Source organism: Rahnella sp. Larv3_ips (assembly GCF_003697865.1).
Taxonomy (GTDB): domain Bacteria; phylum Pseudomonadota; class Gammaproteobacteria; order Enterobacterales; family Enterobacteriaceae; genus Rahnella; species Rahnella rivi.
The window spans coordinates 167,485-184,434 of record NZ_MJIB01000003.1; the positions used below are offsets into that span (position 1 = coordinate 167,485).

The 16,950-nt window shown below is 52.5% G+C and carries 14 protein-coding genes and 1 other annotated feature; of the genes, 5 read left to right on the forward strand and 9 right to left on the reverse strand.

What is annotated here, in order from left to right; genetic code table 11:
- Positions 1-29: 29 nt before the first annotated feature.
- The 5 genes from thrC to ED901_RS00785 all read right to left on the reverse strand — a co-directional run bounded on the left by thrC (position 30) and on the right by ED901_RS00785 (position 5,799).
- On the reverse strand, positions 30-1,319 hold the full coding sequence (gene thrC, locus ED901_RS00765) for a threonine synthase (protein ID WP_122094230.1): 1,290 nt from the start codon (positions 1,317-1,319) through the stop codon (positions 30-32).
- Between the two features lie 24 nt (positions 1,320-1,343).
- On the reverse strand, positions 1,344-2,273 hold the full coding sequence (thrB, locus tag ED901_RS00770) for a homoserine kinase (protein WP_056776750.1): 930 nt from the start codon (positions 2,271-2,273) through the stop codon (positions 1,344-1,346).
- A gap of 1 nt (position 2,274) precedes the next feature.
- Positions 2,275-4,734: a bifunctional aspartate kinase/homoserine dehydrogenase I gene (thrA, locus tag ED901_RS00775; protein ID WP_122094232.1), complete on the reverse strand. Its 2,460-nt coding sequence runs from the start codon at positions 4,732-4,734 to the stop codon at positions 2,275-2,277.
- A gap of 38 nt (positions 4,735-4,772) precedes the next feature.
- Positions 4,773-4,889 (reverse strand) — a sequence feature (Thr leader region).
- Complete coding sequence (thrL, locus tag ED901_RS00780) at positions 4,828-4,896, reverse strand: thr operon leader peptide (RefSeq protein ID WP_071823645.1); 69 nt, start codon at positions 4,894-4,896, stop codon at positions 4,828-4,830. It overlaps the preceding feature by 62 nt.
- A 216-nt stretch (positions 4,897-5,112) precedes the next feature.
- On the reverse strand, positions 5,113-5,799 hold the full coding sequence (locus tag ED901_RS00785; RefSeq protein ID WP_122094234.1) for a tRNA/rRNA methyltransferase: 687 nt from the start codon (positions 5,797-5,799) through the stop codon (positions 5,113-5,115).
- 668 nt (positions 5,800-6,467) lie between these two features.
- On the opposite strand from ED901_RS00785, the gene arcA reads away from it, so the two are divergent.
- Entirely contained in the window at positions 6,468-7,184 is a 717-nt protein-coding gene (gene arcA, locus ED901_RS00790) for a two-component system response regulator ArcA (RefSeq protein ID WP_056776736.1), read from the forward strand.
- A 106-nt stretch (positions 7,185-7,290) separates the two neighbouring features.
- On the opposite strand, the gene creA is transcribed toward arcA, so the two are convergent.
- Positions 7,291-7,773, reverse strand: coding sequence for a protein CreA (creA, locus tag ED901_RS00795; protein ID WP_056776733.1), 483 nt, complete (start codon positions 7,771-7,773; stop codon positions 7,291-7,293).
- A 208-nt stretch (positions 7,774-7,981) separates the two neighbouring features.
- On the opposite strand from creA, the gene robA reads away from it, so the two are divergent.
- A complete protein-coding gene (gene robA / locus ED901_RS00800; protein WP_056776728.1) occupies positions 7,982-8,845 on the forward strand; it encodes an MDR efflux pump AcrAB transcriptional activator RobA in 864 nt (287 codons plus the stop codon).
- An 11-nt stretch (positions 8,846-8,856) separates the two neighbouring features.
- On the opposite strand, the gene gpmB is transcribed toward robA, so the two are convergent.
- Positions 8,857-9,504 (reverse strand): 2,3-diphosphoglycerate-dependent phosphoglycerate mutase GpmB, encoded by a 648-nt coding sequence (gpmB, locus tag ED901_RS00805; RefSeq protein ID WP_056776725.1) that lies wholly within the window; start codon positions 9,502-9,504, stop codon positions 8,857-8,859.
- A gap of 51 nt (positions 9,505-9,555) precedes the next feature.
- On the opposite strand from gpmB, the gene yjjX reads away from it, so the two are divergent.
- Positions 9,556-10,089: an inosine/xanthosine triphosphatase gene (gene yjjX, locus ED901_RS00810; protein WP_056776720.1), complete on the forward strand. Its 534-nt coding sequence runs from the start codon at positions 9,556-9,558 to the stop codon at positions 10,087-10,089.
- Positions 10,090-10,111: 22 nt separating this feature from the next.
- Here yjjX and trpR read toward each other — a convergent pair whose 3' ends face one another.
- Both trpR and sltY read right to left on the reverse strand, forming a co-directional pair.
- Positions 10,112-10,462 (reverse strand): trp operon repressor, encoded by a 351-nt coding sequence (gene trpR / locus ED901_RS00815; RefSeq protein WP_056776717.1) that lies wholly within the window; start codon positions 10,460-10,462, stop codon positions 10,112-10,114.
- Positions 10,463-10,517: 55 nt separating this feature from the next.
- Positions 10,518-12,446, reverse strand: coding sequence for a murein transglycosylase (sltY, locus tag ED901_RS00820; RefSeq protein ID WP_056776714.1), 1,929 nt, complete (start codon positions 12,444-12,446; stop codon positions 10,518-10,520).
- A 636-nt stretch (positions 12,447-13,082) separates the two neighbouring features.
- On the opposite strand from sltY, the gene ED901_RS00825 reads away from it, so the two are divergent.
- Together ED901_RS00825 and rcsA are read left to right on the forward strand one after the other, a co-directional pair.
- The gene (locus tag ED901_RS00825; protein WP_122094236.1) at positions 13,083-15,821 is read left to right on the forward strand and encodes a cation-transporting P-type ATPase; all 2,739 of its coding nucleotides are present in this window, start codon (positions 13,083-13,085) and stop codon (positions 15,819-15,821) included.
- Between the two features lie 322 nt (positions 15,822-16,143).
- Positions 16,144-16,824, forward strand: a complete 681-nt coding sequence (gene rcsA, locus ED901_RS00830; protein WP_056776706.1) for a transcriptional regulator RcsA — start codon at positions 16,144-16,146, stop codon at positions 16,822-16,824.
- Positions 16,825-16,950 lie beyond the last annotated feature (126 nt).

Consider the following 16,950-nt stretch of genomic DNA (forward strand, 5'->3'; position numbering starts at 1 on the left):
AGGGCTTTTGCCTTTCTGACGCGCCGTCTTTATTCAGGCAGTGCCATCAGGAATGCACGCATTTCGCTGAAATCAGCCGGCAGGTTATGCGACAGCAGCGGTAAATCCGCGCGTTCAGCCAGTTCTTTCGGCAAGCCGATATCCTGACCCAAAATCGATTCCACGCTTTCTTTGAATTTCGCCGGGTGCGCGGTGCCGATAAACAGGCCGAACTCGCCCGGTTGCAGCTGATCGCGCAGCACGCGGTAAGCAATTGCGGCGTGCGGCTCAGAGATATAACCGAGGTCCGCCAGCTCGCGCATCGCGTCTTCGGTGGTGTCATCGCTGACGGCACCAAAACCGAGATCTTTCAGTTGCCAGATCTTGCGGCGGTACAACTCTTCCACACGCGGCCAGTTGTTAGGCTGGCTGACGTCCATCGCATTCGACAGCGTCGCGACGGTTTTCTTCGGTTCCCATTCCCCGTTAGACAGGAAACGTGGCACCGTGTCGTTGGCGTTAGTTGCCGCAATAAAGCGTTTGATCGGCAGGCCCAGAGATTTCGCCAGCAAACCGGCGGTTAGATCGCCGAAGTTACCGCTTGGTACCGACACAACCAGCTGATTGCGCGCTTCCTGCGGCAATTGGGCTACGGCCTCGAAGTAATAGCAAATCTGCGCCAGCAGACGGCTGATGTTGATAGAGTTCGCCGAGTTCAGCTTCAGCGCGTGTTTCAGCTCTTCATCATCAAAGGCCTGCTTGACCAGCGCCTGACAGGCATCGAAATCGCCATCAATCGCCACGGTATGAATATTGCCACCGAGCGTACAGAACAGTTTTTCCTGCAGCGGGCTGATTTTGCCGCGCGGATACAGAATAACAACGCGCACATTTTTCATACCGTGGAAAGCATGCGCCACTGCCGCACCGGTATCCCCGGAGGTTGCGGTCAGAATGGTCACCGGCTGGTCGCCAGACACCTGAGTCAGGATCTGCGCCATGAAGCGGCCGCCGAAATCTTTAAACGCCAGCGTCGGGCCGTGGAACAGCTCCAGGCAGGCGATGTCTTCTTCCACTTTGGCGAGCGGCGCCGGGAAGGCAAACGCGTTTTTCACACGCTGATGTAACGCTTCTTCAGGGATTTCATCGCCGATGAAAGCAGAAAGAATATGGCTGCTGCGGGTGACGAAATCCAGCTCCAGCAAGCGGTCAATTTCGGTCAGTTCAAATTCAGGCAGATCCAGCGGGAAGAATAAACCCTGCTGTTTTCCTAAACCTTGTTTGACGGCCTGAGCAAAGCTGACCTGCTCGTTGTGATCCTTCAGGTTGTACAGTTTCATTTGTTATCCCAGTAAATTTTCGAGTTATCCCAATACCCGCGCGCCCGCGGTATCAAGACGACAAATATGAACAAAACCTTCGTCATTTTGCAGATAGTGCGCCTGCAACCAGTCAGCCATGCGTTTCGCCGTGGCGCTGTCGTTACACACTGCAAACAGCGTCGGGCCGGAACCGGAAATCCCGCAGGCCAGCGCACCGATTTCTTCTGCGGCGGTGCGTGCTTCCGCAAAGCCCGGCAGCAGACGAGTGCGATACGGTTCAGCAATCACGTCTTTCATCAGCTTCGCCGCCAGCGCGGGTTGCTGGGTATGGCAGGCGTGAATAAAGCCCGCCAGATAGCGGCCATGGCTGATGCAATCCTGGCGGCGATACTGTGCCGGTAAGATTGCCCGCGCTTCCGCCGTTGAAACTTTAATCCCCGGATACGCCATCACCCACAGCCAGTCGTCAAAACTCGGCACGTTCTGGCTGATGATATCCAGCTCTTCCAGCATCAGTTGAATGCCGCCCAGATAGCACGGCGCGACGTTGTCAAAATGTACGCTGCCGGAAATACGCCCTTCCAGCTCTCCCATTAGCGACAGCATCTGGTTTTCACTCAACGGCTTGCCGCAGAATTCATTCATCGCCATCAGACCGGCAACCACCGAGCATGCGCTGGAACCCAGACCGGATCCGATCGGCATGTTTTTTTCCAGCGTCATCGCCACCGGCACTTCCTTGCCGATTTCCTGACAGAAACGCTGCCAGCACTGATAGACAATGTTGTCTTCCATGCGGTCTGGCAGTTTGGAGACAAACTTGCCTTCACTCTTCAGGCTAAATTCTGTGGCAGCTTCAACCGACACACAGTCGCCGAGCAGCGTACCGTCCACCGGAGAAACTGCCGCGCCCAGCACGTCGAAACCGACGCTGACGTTCCCAATTGAAGCCGGGGCATACACCTTAACCATATTAAACTCCTAACTTCCATGACAGCGTTCGCAAAAGATCGGCAAACACACCTGCTGCCGTCACATCATTACCGGCACCGTAACCACGCAGAACCAGCGGCAACGGCTGATAATAGCGACTATAAAACGCCAGCGCATTCTCACCATTTTTTACTTTATAAAGCGGGTCATTACCATCGACGGCATCGATTTTCACTTTGCAACGCCCCTCTTCGATAGCACCGACATAACGCAGTACCTTGCCCTCTGCGGTAGCCTCGGCCACGCGTTTGGCGAATTGTGCATCCAGTTCCGGCAGACGCGCCACAAATTCATTCACGTTGCCTTCTGCATTGAAGGACGACGGTAAAACAGATTCCACCTCGATATCCGTCAGTTCCAGCTTGTATCCGGCTTCACGCGCCAGAATCAGCAACTTACGGGCAACGTCCATACCGGAAAGATCATCACGCGGATCCGGCTCGGTATAGCCCATTTCCTTCGCCTGCAAGGTCGCCGCAGACAGTGACATGCCTTCATCCAGTTTACCGAAGATGAACGATAACGAACCGGAAAGGATGCCGGAGAATCGCAGCAGTTCGTCACCGGCGTTCAGCAGGTTTTGCAGGTTTTCGATCACCGGCAAACCCGCACCGACGTTGGTGTCGTACAGGAATTTACGGCGCGAACCATCTGCTGCTTTACGCAACTGGTGGTAGTAATTCATCGATGAGGTGTTGGCTTTTTTGTTCGGCGTGACAACGTGGAAACCGTCTGTCAGGAAATCGGCATACTGATCGGCCACTTCCTGGCTGGACGTGCAGTCGACGATCACCGGATTGAGCAGATGATATTCTTTGACCAGACGGATCAGGCGCCCCAGATTCAGCGGCTCTTTCGCCGCGGCCAGCTCCTGCTGCCAGCTGTCGAGCGCGATGCCGTGAACGTTGGTCAGCAACGCGCGGGAATTGGCGATACCGCAAACGCGCAGATCGATATGTTTGGTTTTCAGCCATGCCTGCTGACGGCGGATCTGTTCGATCAACGCGCCGCCTACACCACCGACGCCGATCAGGAACACTTCGATCACCTGATCGGTGTTAAACAGCATCTGGTGGCTGACACGTACGCCGGTAGTCGCATCATCGTTATTGACGACAACAGAAATTGAACGCTCAGAAGAACCCTGGGCAATCGCCACAATATTGATGTTGGCACGCGCCAGCGCAGAGAAGAATTTCGCCGAGATCCCGCGCAGCGTCCGCATGCCGTCGCCGACCACGGAAATCACCGCCAGTTTTTCCATCACGTCGAGCGGCTCAAGCAGACCGTCTTTCAGTTCCAGATAGAATTCGTCTTCCAGCGCCTTGCGCGCGCGTTCCAGCTCATTTTGCGGCACACAGAAACTGATGCTGTATTCAGACGAAGACTGAGTGATCAGCACAACGGAAATACCCGAACGGGACATCACCGCAAAAACGCGCGCCGCCATGCCGATCATCCCTTTCATACCCGGCCCGGACACGTTGATCATCGCCATGTTGTTCAGGTTGGTAATGCCTTTCACCGGCGTGTTATCGCCAAGGCTTTCACTGCCAATCAGGGTGCCCGGCGCCTGCGGGTTAGTGGTGTTTTTGATGAGGCAAGGGATCTGGAACTGAGCAATAGGCAGGATGGTACGCGGATGAAGCACTTTCGCACCAAAGTACGACAGCTCCATCGCTTCCTGATACGACATCGATTTCAGCAGGCGGGCATCGGGAACAATGCGCGGGTCACAGGTATAGACGCCGTCAACATCGGTCCAGATTTCGCAGCAGTCAGCGCGTAAACACGCCGCCAGCACAGCGGCGGAATAGTCAGAACCGTTGCGCCCCAGCACCACCAGTTCGCCTTTGTCGTTACCGGCGGTAAAACCGGCCATCAGCACAATGTGGTCAGCGGGAATGGCACTTGCCGCAATGCGACGGGTGGATTCATTGATATCTACGGTGGATTCAAGGTAATGGCCTTGTGCGAGCAGCTTCTCAACAGGGTTGATCACGGTGACGCCAAAGCCTTTGGCAATAAATACGGCTTCCATGATGGCAATAGAGAGTTTTTCGCCACGACAGATGATTGAGGCGTTGACGCTGTCCGGGCACTGGCCCAGCAGGGTGATGCCGTGCAGCAACTGTTTGAGCTGAGCGAATTCCTGATCCACATAGGCTTTCACTTTTGCCAGATCAAAGCCCGGTTGTGCATCCGCCAGACCCGAGATCAGCTGTCCGAAAATGCTTTCTGCATCACTCATGATGGTATGAATGTCCTGTCCTGCGACAGTTCGCTCAATCATGGCGACCAGATAGTTGGTAATTTTGGCAGGTGCAGATAATACCGTTGCGACCTGTCCCTGACGCGCATTGCTTTCCATAATGTCCGCAACCCGCAAGAAGCGTTCTGCGTTTGCTACCGAGGTCCCGCCAAATTTCAACACTCGCATTTCTGATTCTCTCCTGAAGCTCGTCGTTTTAAAGTGTTAAAAAAAAAGCCCGCACTGGTTAGGTGCGGGCTTTTTTCTTTTTTCCTGTACGCGTCAGCCCGCCCCGTTACCTGTGGTATCGGTGGTGGTAATAATTGTTGTGTTCAGGCTGATGATTCGCATTTTTATCTTCTGTCTGTCTTAGAGTTTTTACGCTGTCTGCCTCTATTAGCTAAAGCATAAGGCACAACAAGTCAAATTTTTTCTGGTTTTACGCTGACGGTCACGGTCGTAACAAAATGAACAATCCGCTGCACGTAAAGTAAATTCCAGTTCAAATAGCAGGGTTATTCAGTTTATCCGGAATATTGCACTACCGTAAAGAATAAACCCCTCACATCATTGGTTCAGCTTTTTTTCGATGTCATGCAGCAAAGTGTGCAGCATTGCAGCATCCCGCTGCTGCAAAAGTCCGAGGCGCTGATGCACCCAGTCGGCCAGTTTTTGATCATCTTCAGCCCCGACGTTTTCCAGTAATCGGCCCACCCGCGAACGCAAGGCAGACAACTGCCCTGCCTCGGCATTTTCCGCCCGTGCAGCGGCAACCTGGTTGAGTGACGACAGCTGGTAACAGAAAACCATCACCGCCTGCCCGAGATTCAGAGACGGATAATCAGCCACCATCGGCACACCCGTGAGGATGTCAGCGAGCTCAAGCTCTTCATTCGTCAGGCCTGAATCTTCACGCCCAAACACCAGCGCCGCATGGTTCACCCACTGACTTTTTTCTTCCAGCTGCGTCAGCAACTCCGGCGGCGTGCAGTAATAGTGGAAGCGCGCACGGCTGCGGGCAGTGGTCGCCACCGTAAAATCGATATCGGCCAGTGCCTCCGCCAGCGTGGTGAAATGCAGGGCATTTTGCAGGATTTCCTGCGAACCATGCGCCACCCAGCCCGCTTCCGTTTTCAGATGCGCTTCGCTGTCGACAATACGCAAGGATGCGAAGCCCATGGTTTTCATGGCTCGTGCCGCCGCCCCGACATTTTCAGGGCGCGCAGGTGAAACCAAAATAAAATGAAGTTGCATGTCGTACCTTCGCAAAGAGTGGGAGAGATAATGTCGGGTGTGGTTCAGCGATGAATTTTTGCCCTGCGCCAGACCTTATTCAATGCTTATATTATTCACAAGAACTTAACAGCCGACGGAATATATTCATCCATTTTATCGGAAAACCGAAGCTGACAGTAAAAAAAGGTGCTGGCGCGGTTAAGCAAACTTTATTAAAATTTAAATCATTATTTTTCATAAGGATATATAATACTCACTCATCCATTTTTTGCATTTATCTCGGTCAACTTAATGAATTGCTGAATCGTGTACAATAAAGGACGAAATGTGACTCAAGCGTGCATTCTTATAAGTGTTTTTCACGTTTCTGTTACCGTGCTACAATTGAACTTGATATATGTCAACAAACCGTAGTTTTGTTGGGTGGTAATTTCGGCACTCGCTGTTATATTGCTGTTAATAGGGTTAGGATATGCGCCGCTTTAGGACCACGTGGAACTGCAGAAAGTGGAATCCCTGACCGAGCTTGCGATGTTGTTGCCGTTGATGGAAATTGCATCGAGAACGCGTTTACGTACTTTAGTCATGTAACGAGTGAGATGGCCAGTAAGCCGTCGAAATTCATCGGGATAACAAGGACTTCTGTACTCCTATTTTCTATTTGTTGGCAATCTTAGGTAGCAATCATGCAGACCCCACATATTCTGATCGTCGAAGACGAGTTAGTGACACGTAATACGTTAAAGAGCATTTTTGAAGCAGAAGGCTACATGGTACATGAAGCCAATGATGGCGCAGAAATGCACCACATCCTGTCCGAAAATGACATCAATCTGGTTATCATGGACATCAACTTGCCGGGCAAAAATGGCCTGCTGCTGGCACGCGAACTGCGTGAACAAGCCAGCGTTGCACTGATGTTCCTGACCGGCCGCGACAATGAAGTTGATAAAATTCTGGGTCTTGAAATCGGCGCTGATGATTACATCACCAAGCCGTTCAACCCACGTGAGCTGACCATCCGCGCTCGCAACCTGCTTTCCCGCACGATGAACCTGGGTACTGCCGGTGAAGAACGTCGTCTGGTAGAAAGCTACAAATTTAATGGCTGGGAATTAGACATCAACAGCCGTTCACTGATCAGCCCTCAGGGTGAGCAGTACAAATTACCGCGCAGTGAATTCCGCGCCATGCTGCACTTCTGTGAAAACCCGGGCAAGATCCAAACCCGTGGAGATTTGCTGAAGAAAATGACTGGCCGTGAGCTGAAACCTCATGACCGTACGGTGGACGTGACTATCCGTCGCATCCGTAAGCATTTCGAAGCGACGCCTGACACACCAGAAATCATCGCCACCATTCACGGCGAAGGCTACCGTTTCTGCGGTGATCTGGAAGACTGATCCCCGGCCCGCATACAGAAGGTTGCCAACCGTTCTGTTGCCACAGGTATCAAACGTAAAAGGCCAGCGAAAGCTGGCCTTTTCTATCGCAGGATAACACCCTGATTTACGGTGCCGGATGCCCCCAGGGAATGATCGGCACGGCGCTCAGCGCATTTTTCGGCGAACCATCAACGACTTTATCGGAATAGCTCAGATAAATAAGGGCGTTGCGTTTCTCATCGTAGAACCGAACCACCTGAAGCTTTTTAAACACCAGTGATGTCCGTTTCTGAAAAACAACCTCCCCCTTGTCTTTCGCTTGTTTAATTTTGTCACTCAGTTCGATCGGCCCGACCTGCTGACAGGAAATCGCAGCATCAGAAGTATCTTCCGCCAGACCAAGCCCGCCCTTAATACCGCCGGTTTTTGCACGGCTGATATAACAGGTTACATTTTTAATATCAGGATCATCAAAGGCCTCGACCACGATCTTGTGATCCGGACCGAACAGTTTAAAGACCGTATCCACCGACCCCACCTGCTCTGCATGCGCAGCACCAGAACAAAAAACAAACATCCCAAAAACAAAAATCCAACACTTTTTCATTAAGTTACTCCACGTCATAAGCATGACGTTGTTTTCTATAGAAACCCCATTCAGAAAGCGTTTATTCACACTTTCAGAGTGAAATACTCTGTAACACCCGCAAATAGCACAGATAGCCAAAAAATTCTTAAGAAGTCTTATCTCGAAAAAGTTGCTATTATGCCGACCATCATTCTGTGCATTTATCTTAGCTCAACGAGGACGATCTATGGATCAAGCAGGAATCATTCGTGACCTTCTTAGCTGGTTAGAAACCCATTTAGACCAGCCTTTGTCACTCGACAATGTCGCAGCCAAGGCTGGCTATTCCAAGTGGCACCTGCAGCGCATGTTTAAAGATGTCACCAATAACGCTATTGGCGCATACATACGCGCACGTCGTCTCTCTAAAGCGGCCGTCGCACTTCGTCTCACCAGCCGCCCGATTTTAGATATCGCCCTGCAATACCGTTTTGACTCTCAACAAACGTTTACCCGGGCCTTTAAAAAACAGTTTGCCCAGACGCCTGCGCTGTATCGCCGTGCTGAAGACTGGCATTCGTTCGGCATTTGTCCGCCGATCCGTCTCGGTGCTTTCATTCTGCCGCAGCCTGAGTATATCTCACTGCCGGAACAACACCTGATTGGGATGACGCAGAGTTACGCCTGTACGCTGGAGCAAATTACCACGTACCGTAACGAGATGCGCCGTCACTTCTGGCGCCAGTACATTGGTGAAGCGAAAACCCTGCCGCCAGTCCTCTACGGTCTGCACCATTCGCGTCCAAGTCAGGAAAAGGATGATGAGCAGGAAGTCATGTACACCACGGCGCTGGAACCGAATCATTTGCCGGAAAACGTTGAAGGTCAGCCGATTGTGTTACAGGAAGGGGAATATGCCATGTTCCACTACAGTGGCACGCCTGAGCATTTGCAGGAATTCATTCTGACCTTGTACAGCACCTGTCTGCCGACCCTGAAACTGACGCGCAGAAAGGGACAGGACATCGAACGCTTCTACACCAACGGCCGGGCGCCGGGTACGACGCCGACCGAAATAGAATGTGATTACCTGATCCCAATCCGCCGCTAACGCCTCTGGCGTTAGCGTTGTAATTCGTCCAAAGCGGGCTGATCCAGATGTGAGATATCGCCCGCTGTTTCCACTATCCAGCCACTCGCCAGCCAGGCGCTTTCCTGATGATCGACTCGCGACAGCGAGCAGTTACGCAACCGCAGACGACGCTCAGCATAAGCAGGCAACCCCAGGATCGTACTGATCAGACTGCCCAGCGCAATGCCGTGGCTGACCAGCAGAGGCTTGCTGCCCGCAGGCAGATCCAGACAGCTGTCGAGCGCGGCGCGCATCCGGGTTGCCAGTTCGGTCATGGTTTCGCCTTGCGGAATACGCCCTTCCGGCGAACCGTCCACCATCTGCTTACGCCAGATTTCTTCCTGTTCCGTCAGACCATCGAGAATACGCTCTTCGAGTACGCCCATATGCAACTCCCGCAGGCGCGGTTCGTTGATCACTTCACAGCCACAGGCATCAGCGATAATCTGTGCGGTGTGACGGGTACGCCCCAAATCACTGGTGATAACGTGAGTGATGCCTTCATTGCGCACACGCTCCGCCACCTGACGGGCCTGAAAAAGACCTTTTTCCGTCAGCGGGCTGTCTGACTGCCCCTGAATACGGCGCGCTGCGTTCCATTCTGTTTCGCCATGACGGACGAGATATACCTGTAACATGAGTGTTTTCCGTTATACTGCGTGAAATTTGCTAAAGGATGCTAAAACTCTATGTACCATGTTGTCGCTGCAACCACTAACCCGGCAAAGATCAAAGCTATCGCCATGGCTTTTGAAGATATTTTCGGCGCTGAGGCATTCCGCATCGAAGGTGTTGACGTCGACAGTGGTGTGCCCAATCAGCCCATCGGCAGCAATGAAACCCGCACCGGAGCGCGTCATCGCGTGATCGGCGCACGTCAGGTTCGCCCGGAAGCTGACTTCTGGGTCGGCGTGGAAGCCGGTATCGAAGACAATATGACGTTCGCCTGGATGGTGATTGAGAACATGCACCAGCGCGGTGAATCCCGCTCAGCCAGCCTGATGTTACCTGAAATCATTTTACAGGGAATCAACCAGGGCAGTGAACTGGGGGATGAGATGGAAAAACTGACGGGTATCGCAGAAGTGAAACGCAAAGGCGGTGCCATTGGCGTGTTTACAGCAGGGAAACTGACCCGCACCAGTGTTTACCATCAGGCGCTGGTACTGGCCTTAGCGCCCTTCCATAATGCGGTTTATCAGATAAGATCGCTGACACATTAAATTTACGATCAAAACGGACGCATCAGTCGTCCGTTTTGTCTGCCGAAGATCCCTCCGTCAACAGTTGCTCTCCCAGCCATGCCTTCAGCGGTGCCGGCGCGTTCTTCAGTCCGTTGGAACCGCGCGTAATCGTGGCGATCCCCGCACCTAACTGACTCTTCAGCTCCCGCTGGCTCATCTCCCCGCGCATCAGCTCCTGAATAATCCGCACCCGTGTGCCGAGCGCCGCACGTTCGTCGGGCGTCAGCAGCAGTTGCAAGAGATCCTGATGCAGATTTTCAGCAAAAGATTGCTGTAGCAGTGCCAGAAAGCACTGCCAGTCCTCATTGCCTTGTTGGGAAAGAGCAGGGTCATTGAGCGGTCGTTGAGTCATGTTTGGCTGCCATACTATTGAACTAGTACAGCAGTTTAACATAGACAACCGGCGATCAGTAACGCCTCTGCCATTCGGCATCCGTCAATATTTTGGCGGGTTGATGTAAAAAATAGCGATAAAACGCATCATATGCCAACACATTTTTAACATATCGGCGTGTTTCAGAGAACGGAATGCTTTCGACAAAGGCGACTGAATCGACCCTGCCCGCACTGTTGCCAAGCCAGGTATTCACACGCGAAGGCCCGGCGTTGTAAGCAGCGCTGGCAAGAATACGGTTGCGGCCAAACATCTGATAGACGTATTCCAGATAGCTGGTACCGATGGTGATATTCATCTGCGGATCCAGCAACTGCGCCGGATTGCTGTAACCCTGCAAACTGAACATATCCACCGTGTGCTGCGCGGTGGCAGGCATGACCTGCATCAGACCCGCCGCGCCAACCGGCGATCGGGCTTTAGGATTCCATGCACTTTCCTGACGGGCAATCGCCATCGCATAACTTTGCGTGATGCCTTTATCATTGGTCGCACGGCGGAATTCATCCGGCCAGGCCAGCGGGAATCGCTCTTCCAGATAATCCCACAGCTTGCCGGTGATCGTCGCCTGCACGCTCAGATCCGGCCATTTTTGCTCGAAAGCGTAACGTGCCAGCGCCGACTGCTGAGATTCACTGCGGCTGCTCACCAGATAGCTCCACTCGGTGCGCGCCAGATTATCCATCTGCCAGTACATCAGCTCGCGAACGCGCGCCACTTCCGGCAATTTGCCAATGCTGGCATCCGGTCTTGCGGCCACGGAAATCTGCATCGGATACGCGACATTCAGCTTCTGAGCCGCGGCCATCGGATAGAAACCACGCCCTTTCATCAAGGTGCGCAGCATCGCCTCGCCCTGCGTTTTCTGCCCTTTGTCGATCATCACTGAAGCACGCCAGTACTGCCATTCGTCTTCTTGCAGCGCGTCCTGCGGCAAACGTTCCAGCCACTGGCTTAAGCCCTGACGGTCGCCGGCGGCCAGCGCCATACGGATGCGACGTTCCACCAGCGTGGTGGAATGGCTGCGCAGAATCACGTTATCGCGCCATGCCGCCTGTTCGGAGGTGACATCACTGCCCATGTAGCGCCAGGCGACAGCCTCTTCCAGTTCAAGACGATCGCTGTCGCTCATCTTCTGCAACCGTGCCAGCACCGGGATCATCGAACGCGCATTTTCTGAATCATCGCGCGCAATACGGGCGAACGTAATGCTGGTCGCGTTACGGGTGAAATCGGTCGGTCCTACGCTGCGTGCAAAGCTTTCAATAGTGTTGGGATTGTTTTGCAGCGCCAGCAGCGCATCGCGCATGGTCTGATAATCCGGTGGCAACTGTTTCGCCAGGAAGTTAACCAGGTTGGTATTCCCGGCTTTCATCGCCAGACCGATACGCTGCAATGTGGTCAGCGCGGTTTGATTCCCGGCGCCCTGCCACACGTTGAACAGTTTATCGCAGGTGTTCGGCAATGAAGTGCCGGTCAGCCAGATGTCTTTGGCGCCGTCGAAGGCCGTTTTCTGATCGCCGGTCGCCCATTTTGCATAATAGTAGTTACAGCGGGCAGCGACGGGCTTCGGTGGCTGCGGGCTGAAAGAAAGCAGACTGTTCCAGTCCTGACGGCGCGCCAGCTCGTTGACGAAACGAGAAGGCAACGAGCGCGCAGGCGGTAATGTCGGGTTCGCTTTCACAAAAGCGTTGATCTGGGCAGGCGTCGCCTCGCCAAGATCCTGCGTCAGCTGACGGTATTCGAGGTAGGGATAAAGCGGATAATCTTCCAGCGTTGGCATCAGTTGACTGACGACATCCATCTGGTTGCTGTCCCATGCCTGTTTAATCTGCATGTAATGCTGACGCTGTGCGTCGAGGGAATCTGCTTTCGCCACGCCCGAAACCGTCACCAGCAACATGCTCATTGCCAGCGAGTGCCATCTGTCCACCTTGACCATACTTACCTTTATCCTCGCGGGTTGTGTTTCTTGCTGCGCAGACTGCACAGGAATTGCCCTGCAGACGCTCTGAAATTCTTGCCGGAACCGTTATGCGTTATTCAGACCTCGCCTACGCTAATCGATTCATTTTTAAAATTGAAGTAATGCCGCCGTGACATCACAAACTTTACACAGTGTGGTGCAAGCAGTGCGCGGTTACCAGACGTGGCCGGACGTTTTTACTTCACACCTTTACTTCACGCGAGGTAATACCCGTATTATTAATGAGTGAATAACAATATTCTTAGGATTATTCACGATAATAGATAGCTTCCTTACTATCACATAAATAATAAGCCCATAACAAAGCTGAGATATATTTACGCTAATTTACATTGATATTTGATTCCTAAACGATTTTTAAATGAAAATGCATTAATACGGATAATCTTAAAATTTATATTTCATTGTTTTTAATGAAAAAAATTATTAAAAGTGAACGTAACAAAGTATTTCTTAACTCAGATCAAAAACCTTAAATACGATTAAATTATCATCTCACTCATATTGTAAAAGCGGTCTTAATATTCTCCGCCATTACATCGGTGAATTAATTAATCAGCGACACTACTTTACTCGCTTACGGAAAACATTATGAACCATTCATCTAGTGCAGTAAAAACGAATGCCAGCCCTTCTTCTTCAGCACCGCCAGATAACAAAACCTGGTATCAGCTGAGCGGTAAAGAAGCCATGTTACGTCTGGGTACCGGCGAAAATGGTCTGAGCCAGCCGGATGCGACCGAACGTCTGCAAGAATACGGGCCGAATGCATTACCTGAAAAACAAACCAAAAGCGCGCTGATGCGTTTTCTGGCGCACTTCAATGATGTTCTGATTTATATCCTGCTGGCGGCTGCGGTGGTGACCGGCGCAATGGGCCACTGGGTCGATACCTTTGTGATCCTCGGCGTGGCAGTAGTCAACGCGATGATTGGCTTTTTGCAGGAAAACAGCGCAGAGAAGTCGCTGAAAAGTATTCAGAATATGCTCTCAAGCCAGGCCGTCGTGCTGCGCGACGGACAGGTGCAAACCATCAATGCCGACCAGCTTGCGCCCGGTGATATCGTGCAGCTGCGTCCCGGCGACAAAATTCCGGCTGACCTGCGCATTATCAGCGCCCATAACCTGCAGGTCGAAGAAGCGATCCTCACCGGTGAATCCACCGTTGTGACCAAAAACGCCCATGTGATCGATGGCGAAGTGATGATTGGCGATCGCCACAATCTGCTGTTCTCCGGCACGATGATCAGCGGCGGTACTGCGTCCGGTGTGGTTTATGCCACCGGTAAAGACACCGAACTCGGCCACATCAATCAGATGATGTCGGCGATTAAGCCGCAGCGTACGCCGCTGTTGCAGCAAATCGACAAACTGGGCAAAGGCATTTTCGCCCTGATTTTACTGATGATGGCGTTCCTGTTCGTCTTCGCTTTCATACTGCGTGATATGCCACTCGGCGAGCTACTGTTGTCGCTGATTAGCCTGGCTGTCGCCTCGGTGCCGGAAGGTTTACCGGCCATTATCTCGATTATTCTCTCCCTGGGCGTTCAGTCGATGGCGCGTAATCACGCCATTATCCGTAAGCTGCCGACTGTCGAAACCCTGGGTTCCATGACCGTGATCTGCTCGGATAAAACCGGCACGCTCACCATGAATGAAATGACCGTCAAGGCCGTGATCCTGGCAGACCGCGTCTATAACGTCGAAGGCGAAAGCTACCAGCCAAAAGGCCGCATCGTTGACGCGCAAACGCACAAACAGGTCGATGTGATTAACACGCCGGTGCTCAATACCTTCATCACCGCCGTGGATCTGTGTAACGACAGCCAGCTGATGCAGGACGATAAAGGCCACTGGGGCATCACCGGCGGACCCACGTCCGGCGCCCTGAAAGTGCTGGCAGCCAAATCGAATCTGAACACCGGCAAGGTCGAGCCGCTGGATAAAATTCCGTTCGATTCCAAACACAAATACATGTCTACCCTACAACGCATTGACGGCAAAACGCAGTTGTTCCTGACCGGCGCACCGGATGTTCTGTTCTCGCTGGCTAAATTTGAGCTGACTGAAAACGGCATTACGCCTTTCCGCCGCGCATACTGGGAAGAAGAAATGGCGCGCTATGCCCGTCAGGGTCTGCGCATGGTCGCAGCAGCGTTTAAAGATGAGCCAGAGATCAACGGCGATTTGGATCATGATGATTTGCAGGACGGTCTGATCTTCGCCGGTATTGCCGGGATGATGGATCCACCGCGTCCCGAAGCGATTGATGCTATTGCTCAGTGCCAGCAGGCCGGGATCCGCGTGAAAATGATCACCGGTGACCACCAGGAAACGGCGATGGCTATCGGTAAAATGCTAGGCATCGGTAACAGCGGCGACTCCATCACCGGCTACCAGCTGGAGCACATGGATGACACCGAGCTGGCGATTGCCGCCAGTCAGTACGATATTTTCGCCCGAACCAGCCCTGAGCATAAGCTGCGTCTGGTAAAAGCGTTACAGGATACCGGTGAAGTGGTGGGCATGACCGGCGATGGCGTGAACGATGCGCCCGCGCTGAAACAAGCCGACGTCGGCATCGCGATGGGCATCAAAGGGACAGAAGTCACCAAAGAAGCGGCTGACATGGTGTTAACCGATGACAACTTTGCGACGATTGCCAGTGCGGTGAAAGAAGGACGTCGGGTATACGACAACCTCAAGAAAACCATTCTGTTTATTTTACCGACTAACCTCGCGCAGGGGCTGCTGATCATCCTGGCGATTTTGGCCGGCGCGGTCATTCCGCTCACTCCGGTGCAGATCTTATGGATGAACATGGCCACCTCGACCACGCTCTCTTTCGGTCTGGCCTTCGAGCCTGCGGAGAAAGGCATGATGCGTCGCGCACCGCGCGCACCGGGTCAGCACGTTCTCGACCTGTACTCTGTCTGGCGTATCGCGTTCGTGGGGATTCTGATCGCCTGCAGCGCCTTTATCCTCGAAGCCTGGATGCAGCCGCGTGGCTACAGCAGCGATCTTATCCGCACCGTGCTGTTGCAAACGCTGGTCACCGCGCAGTGGGTGTACATGTTTAACTGCCGCGTCATGGACCGTTTCCCGCTGACCCGCGAAGTGTTCGTCAACAAAGGTCTGTGGATTGTCTCCGGCGTATTACTGGTGTTGCAGCTGGCGCTGATTTACCTGCCGGTGATGAACAACCTGTTCGGCACCGTGCCAATGCCACTGAAATTCTGGGGAATTACGCTGGTGGTCGGTGCGATGATCTTCATTATCGTCGAAATCGAAAAATGGCTGGTTAACCGCTACATCCGCAAAAAAGTCTGACCTTAATGCAACCTGCCGGGCTATATTCTGTAGCCCGGTTTTTTTTGTCATAAAAGTAACATATTCAAATAATTCAGCCTCACCGGCGCTCATTTCGTCTCAAATTTCACACAAAACATCCCAAAGCCCGTACAACTGATTTACATCAACCCGCCCCCGACTTATTACTCTGCCCAAGGGTATTCCCGGCGCACAGCCATTTCAGCTTCCCCGCTCACCGGCGATTTTCAGGACACTACCCGATAGATCCTCAGCAGTTTCATAAAAACGAGCTCTTTCTGCGCAAGCAGAACCACATGGAGCCAAAAATAGGTAACTCACGATGTCATCGCTCATTGTAGATAAGTGCTTTTACACACAGCTGGCATTGCAGTCACTTTTGCAACTCAACGGACAACATCAGAAAGACATTCTTTCGCTAAAGGACATTACTGAGCTGCAAACTGCCTGCAAGTCTCTGACACCTGAAATCATCTTTGTAAATGAAGACTGCTTTATGTCGGATGTGCAGGCGGGCCTGGCGTTAAAAGCCGTGATCAACGCCCATCCCGGCACGCTGTTTTTTGTGTTTATTTCCAAAGATAACCTGAATTACCAGAACTATGTCCCGATCCGCCACAACGTCATCATTGTGTCGAAATCCATCCGCACGACCACTATCTATCAGCTTATCGCCCATAACCTGCAAATCTCACGTGCGATAGAAATCGGGGTGCCGTTAGATCTCACTCCGGTCAGCCTGAGCCGCACCGAGTTCAGCATTCTGAAAATGTGGATGTCAGGGCTGGATACGCTGAACATTTCACAGCATCTGAATATCAAACAAAAAACCGTCGCATCGCACAAAGGCAATATTAAGCGCAAGGTCAAAACACACAACAAACAGGCGATTTATCATGTGGTTAAACTCACGGACATTCTGACTTCCGGTATGTTTGTTGGCCGCCCTCACCCTCTGCGCCCCGCCAGTGAATCCGGAGAAATCGCCCTGACTGCCGGTTAAATACTGACTGCCTGACACTGCGCCAGCAACATTCTCGTCTTACTGTGAAGCTGATGGTTGGGAACACGACTGAAACACGCTAAACTTGCCGGTCGGAACCCTTATCAGTCATGCCGCAGTCAGGTG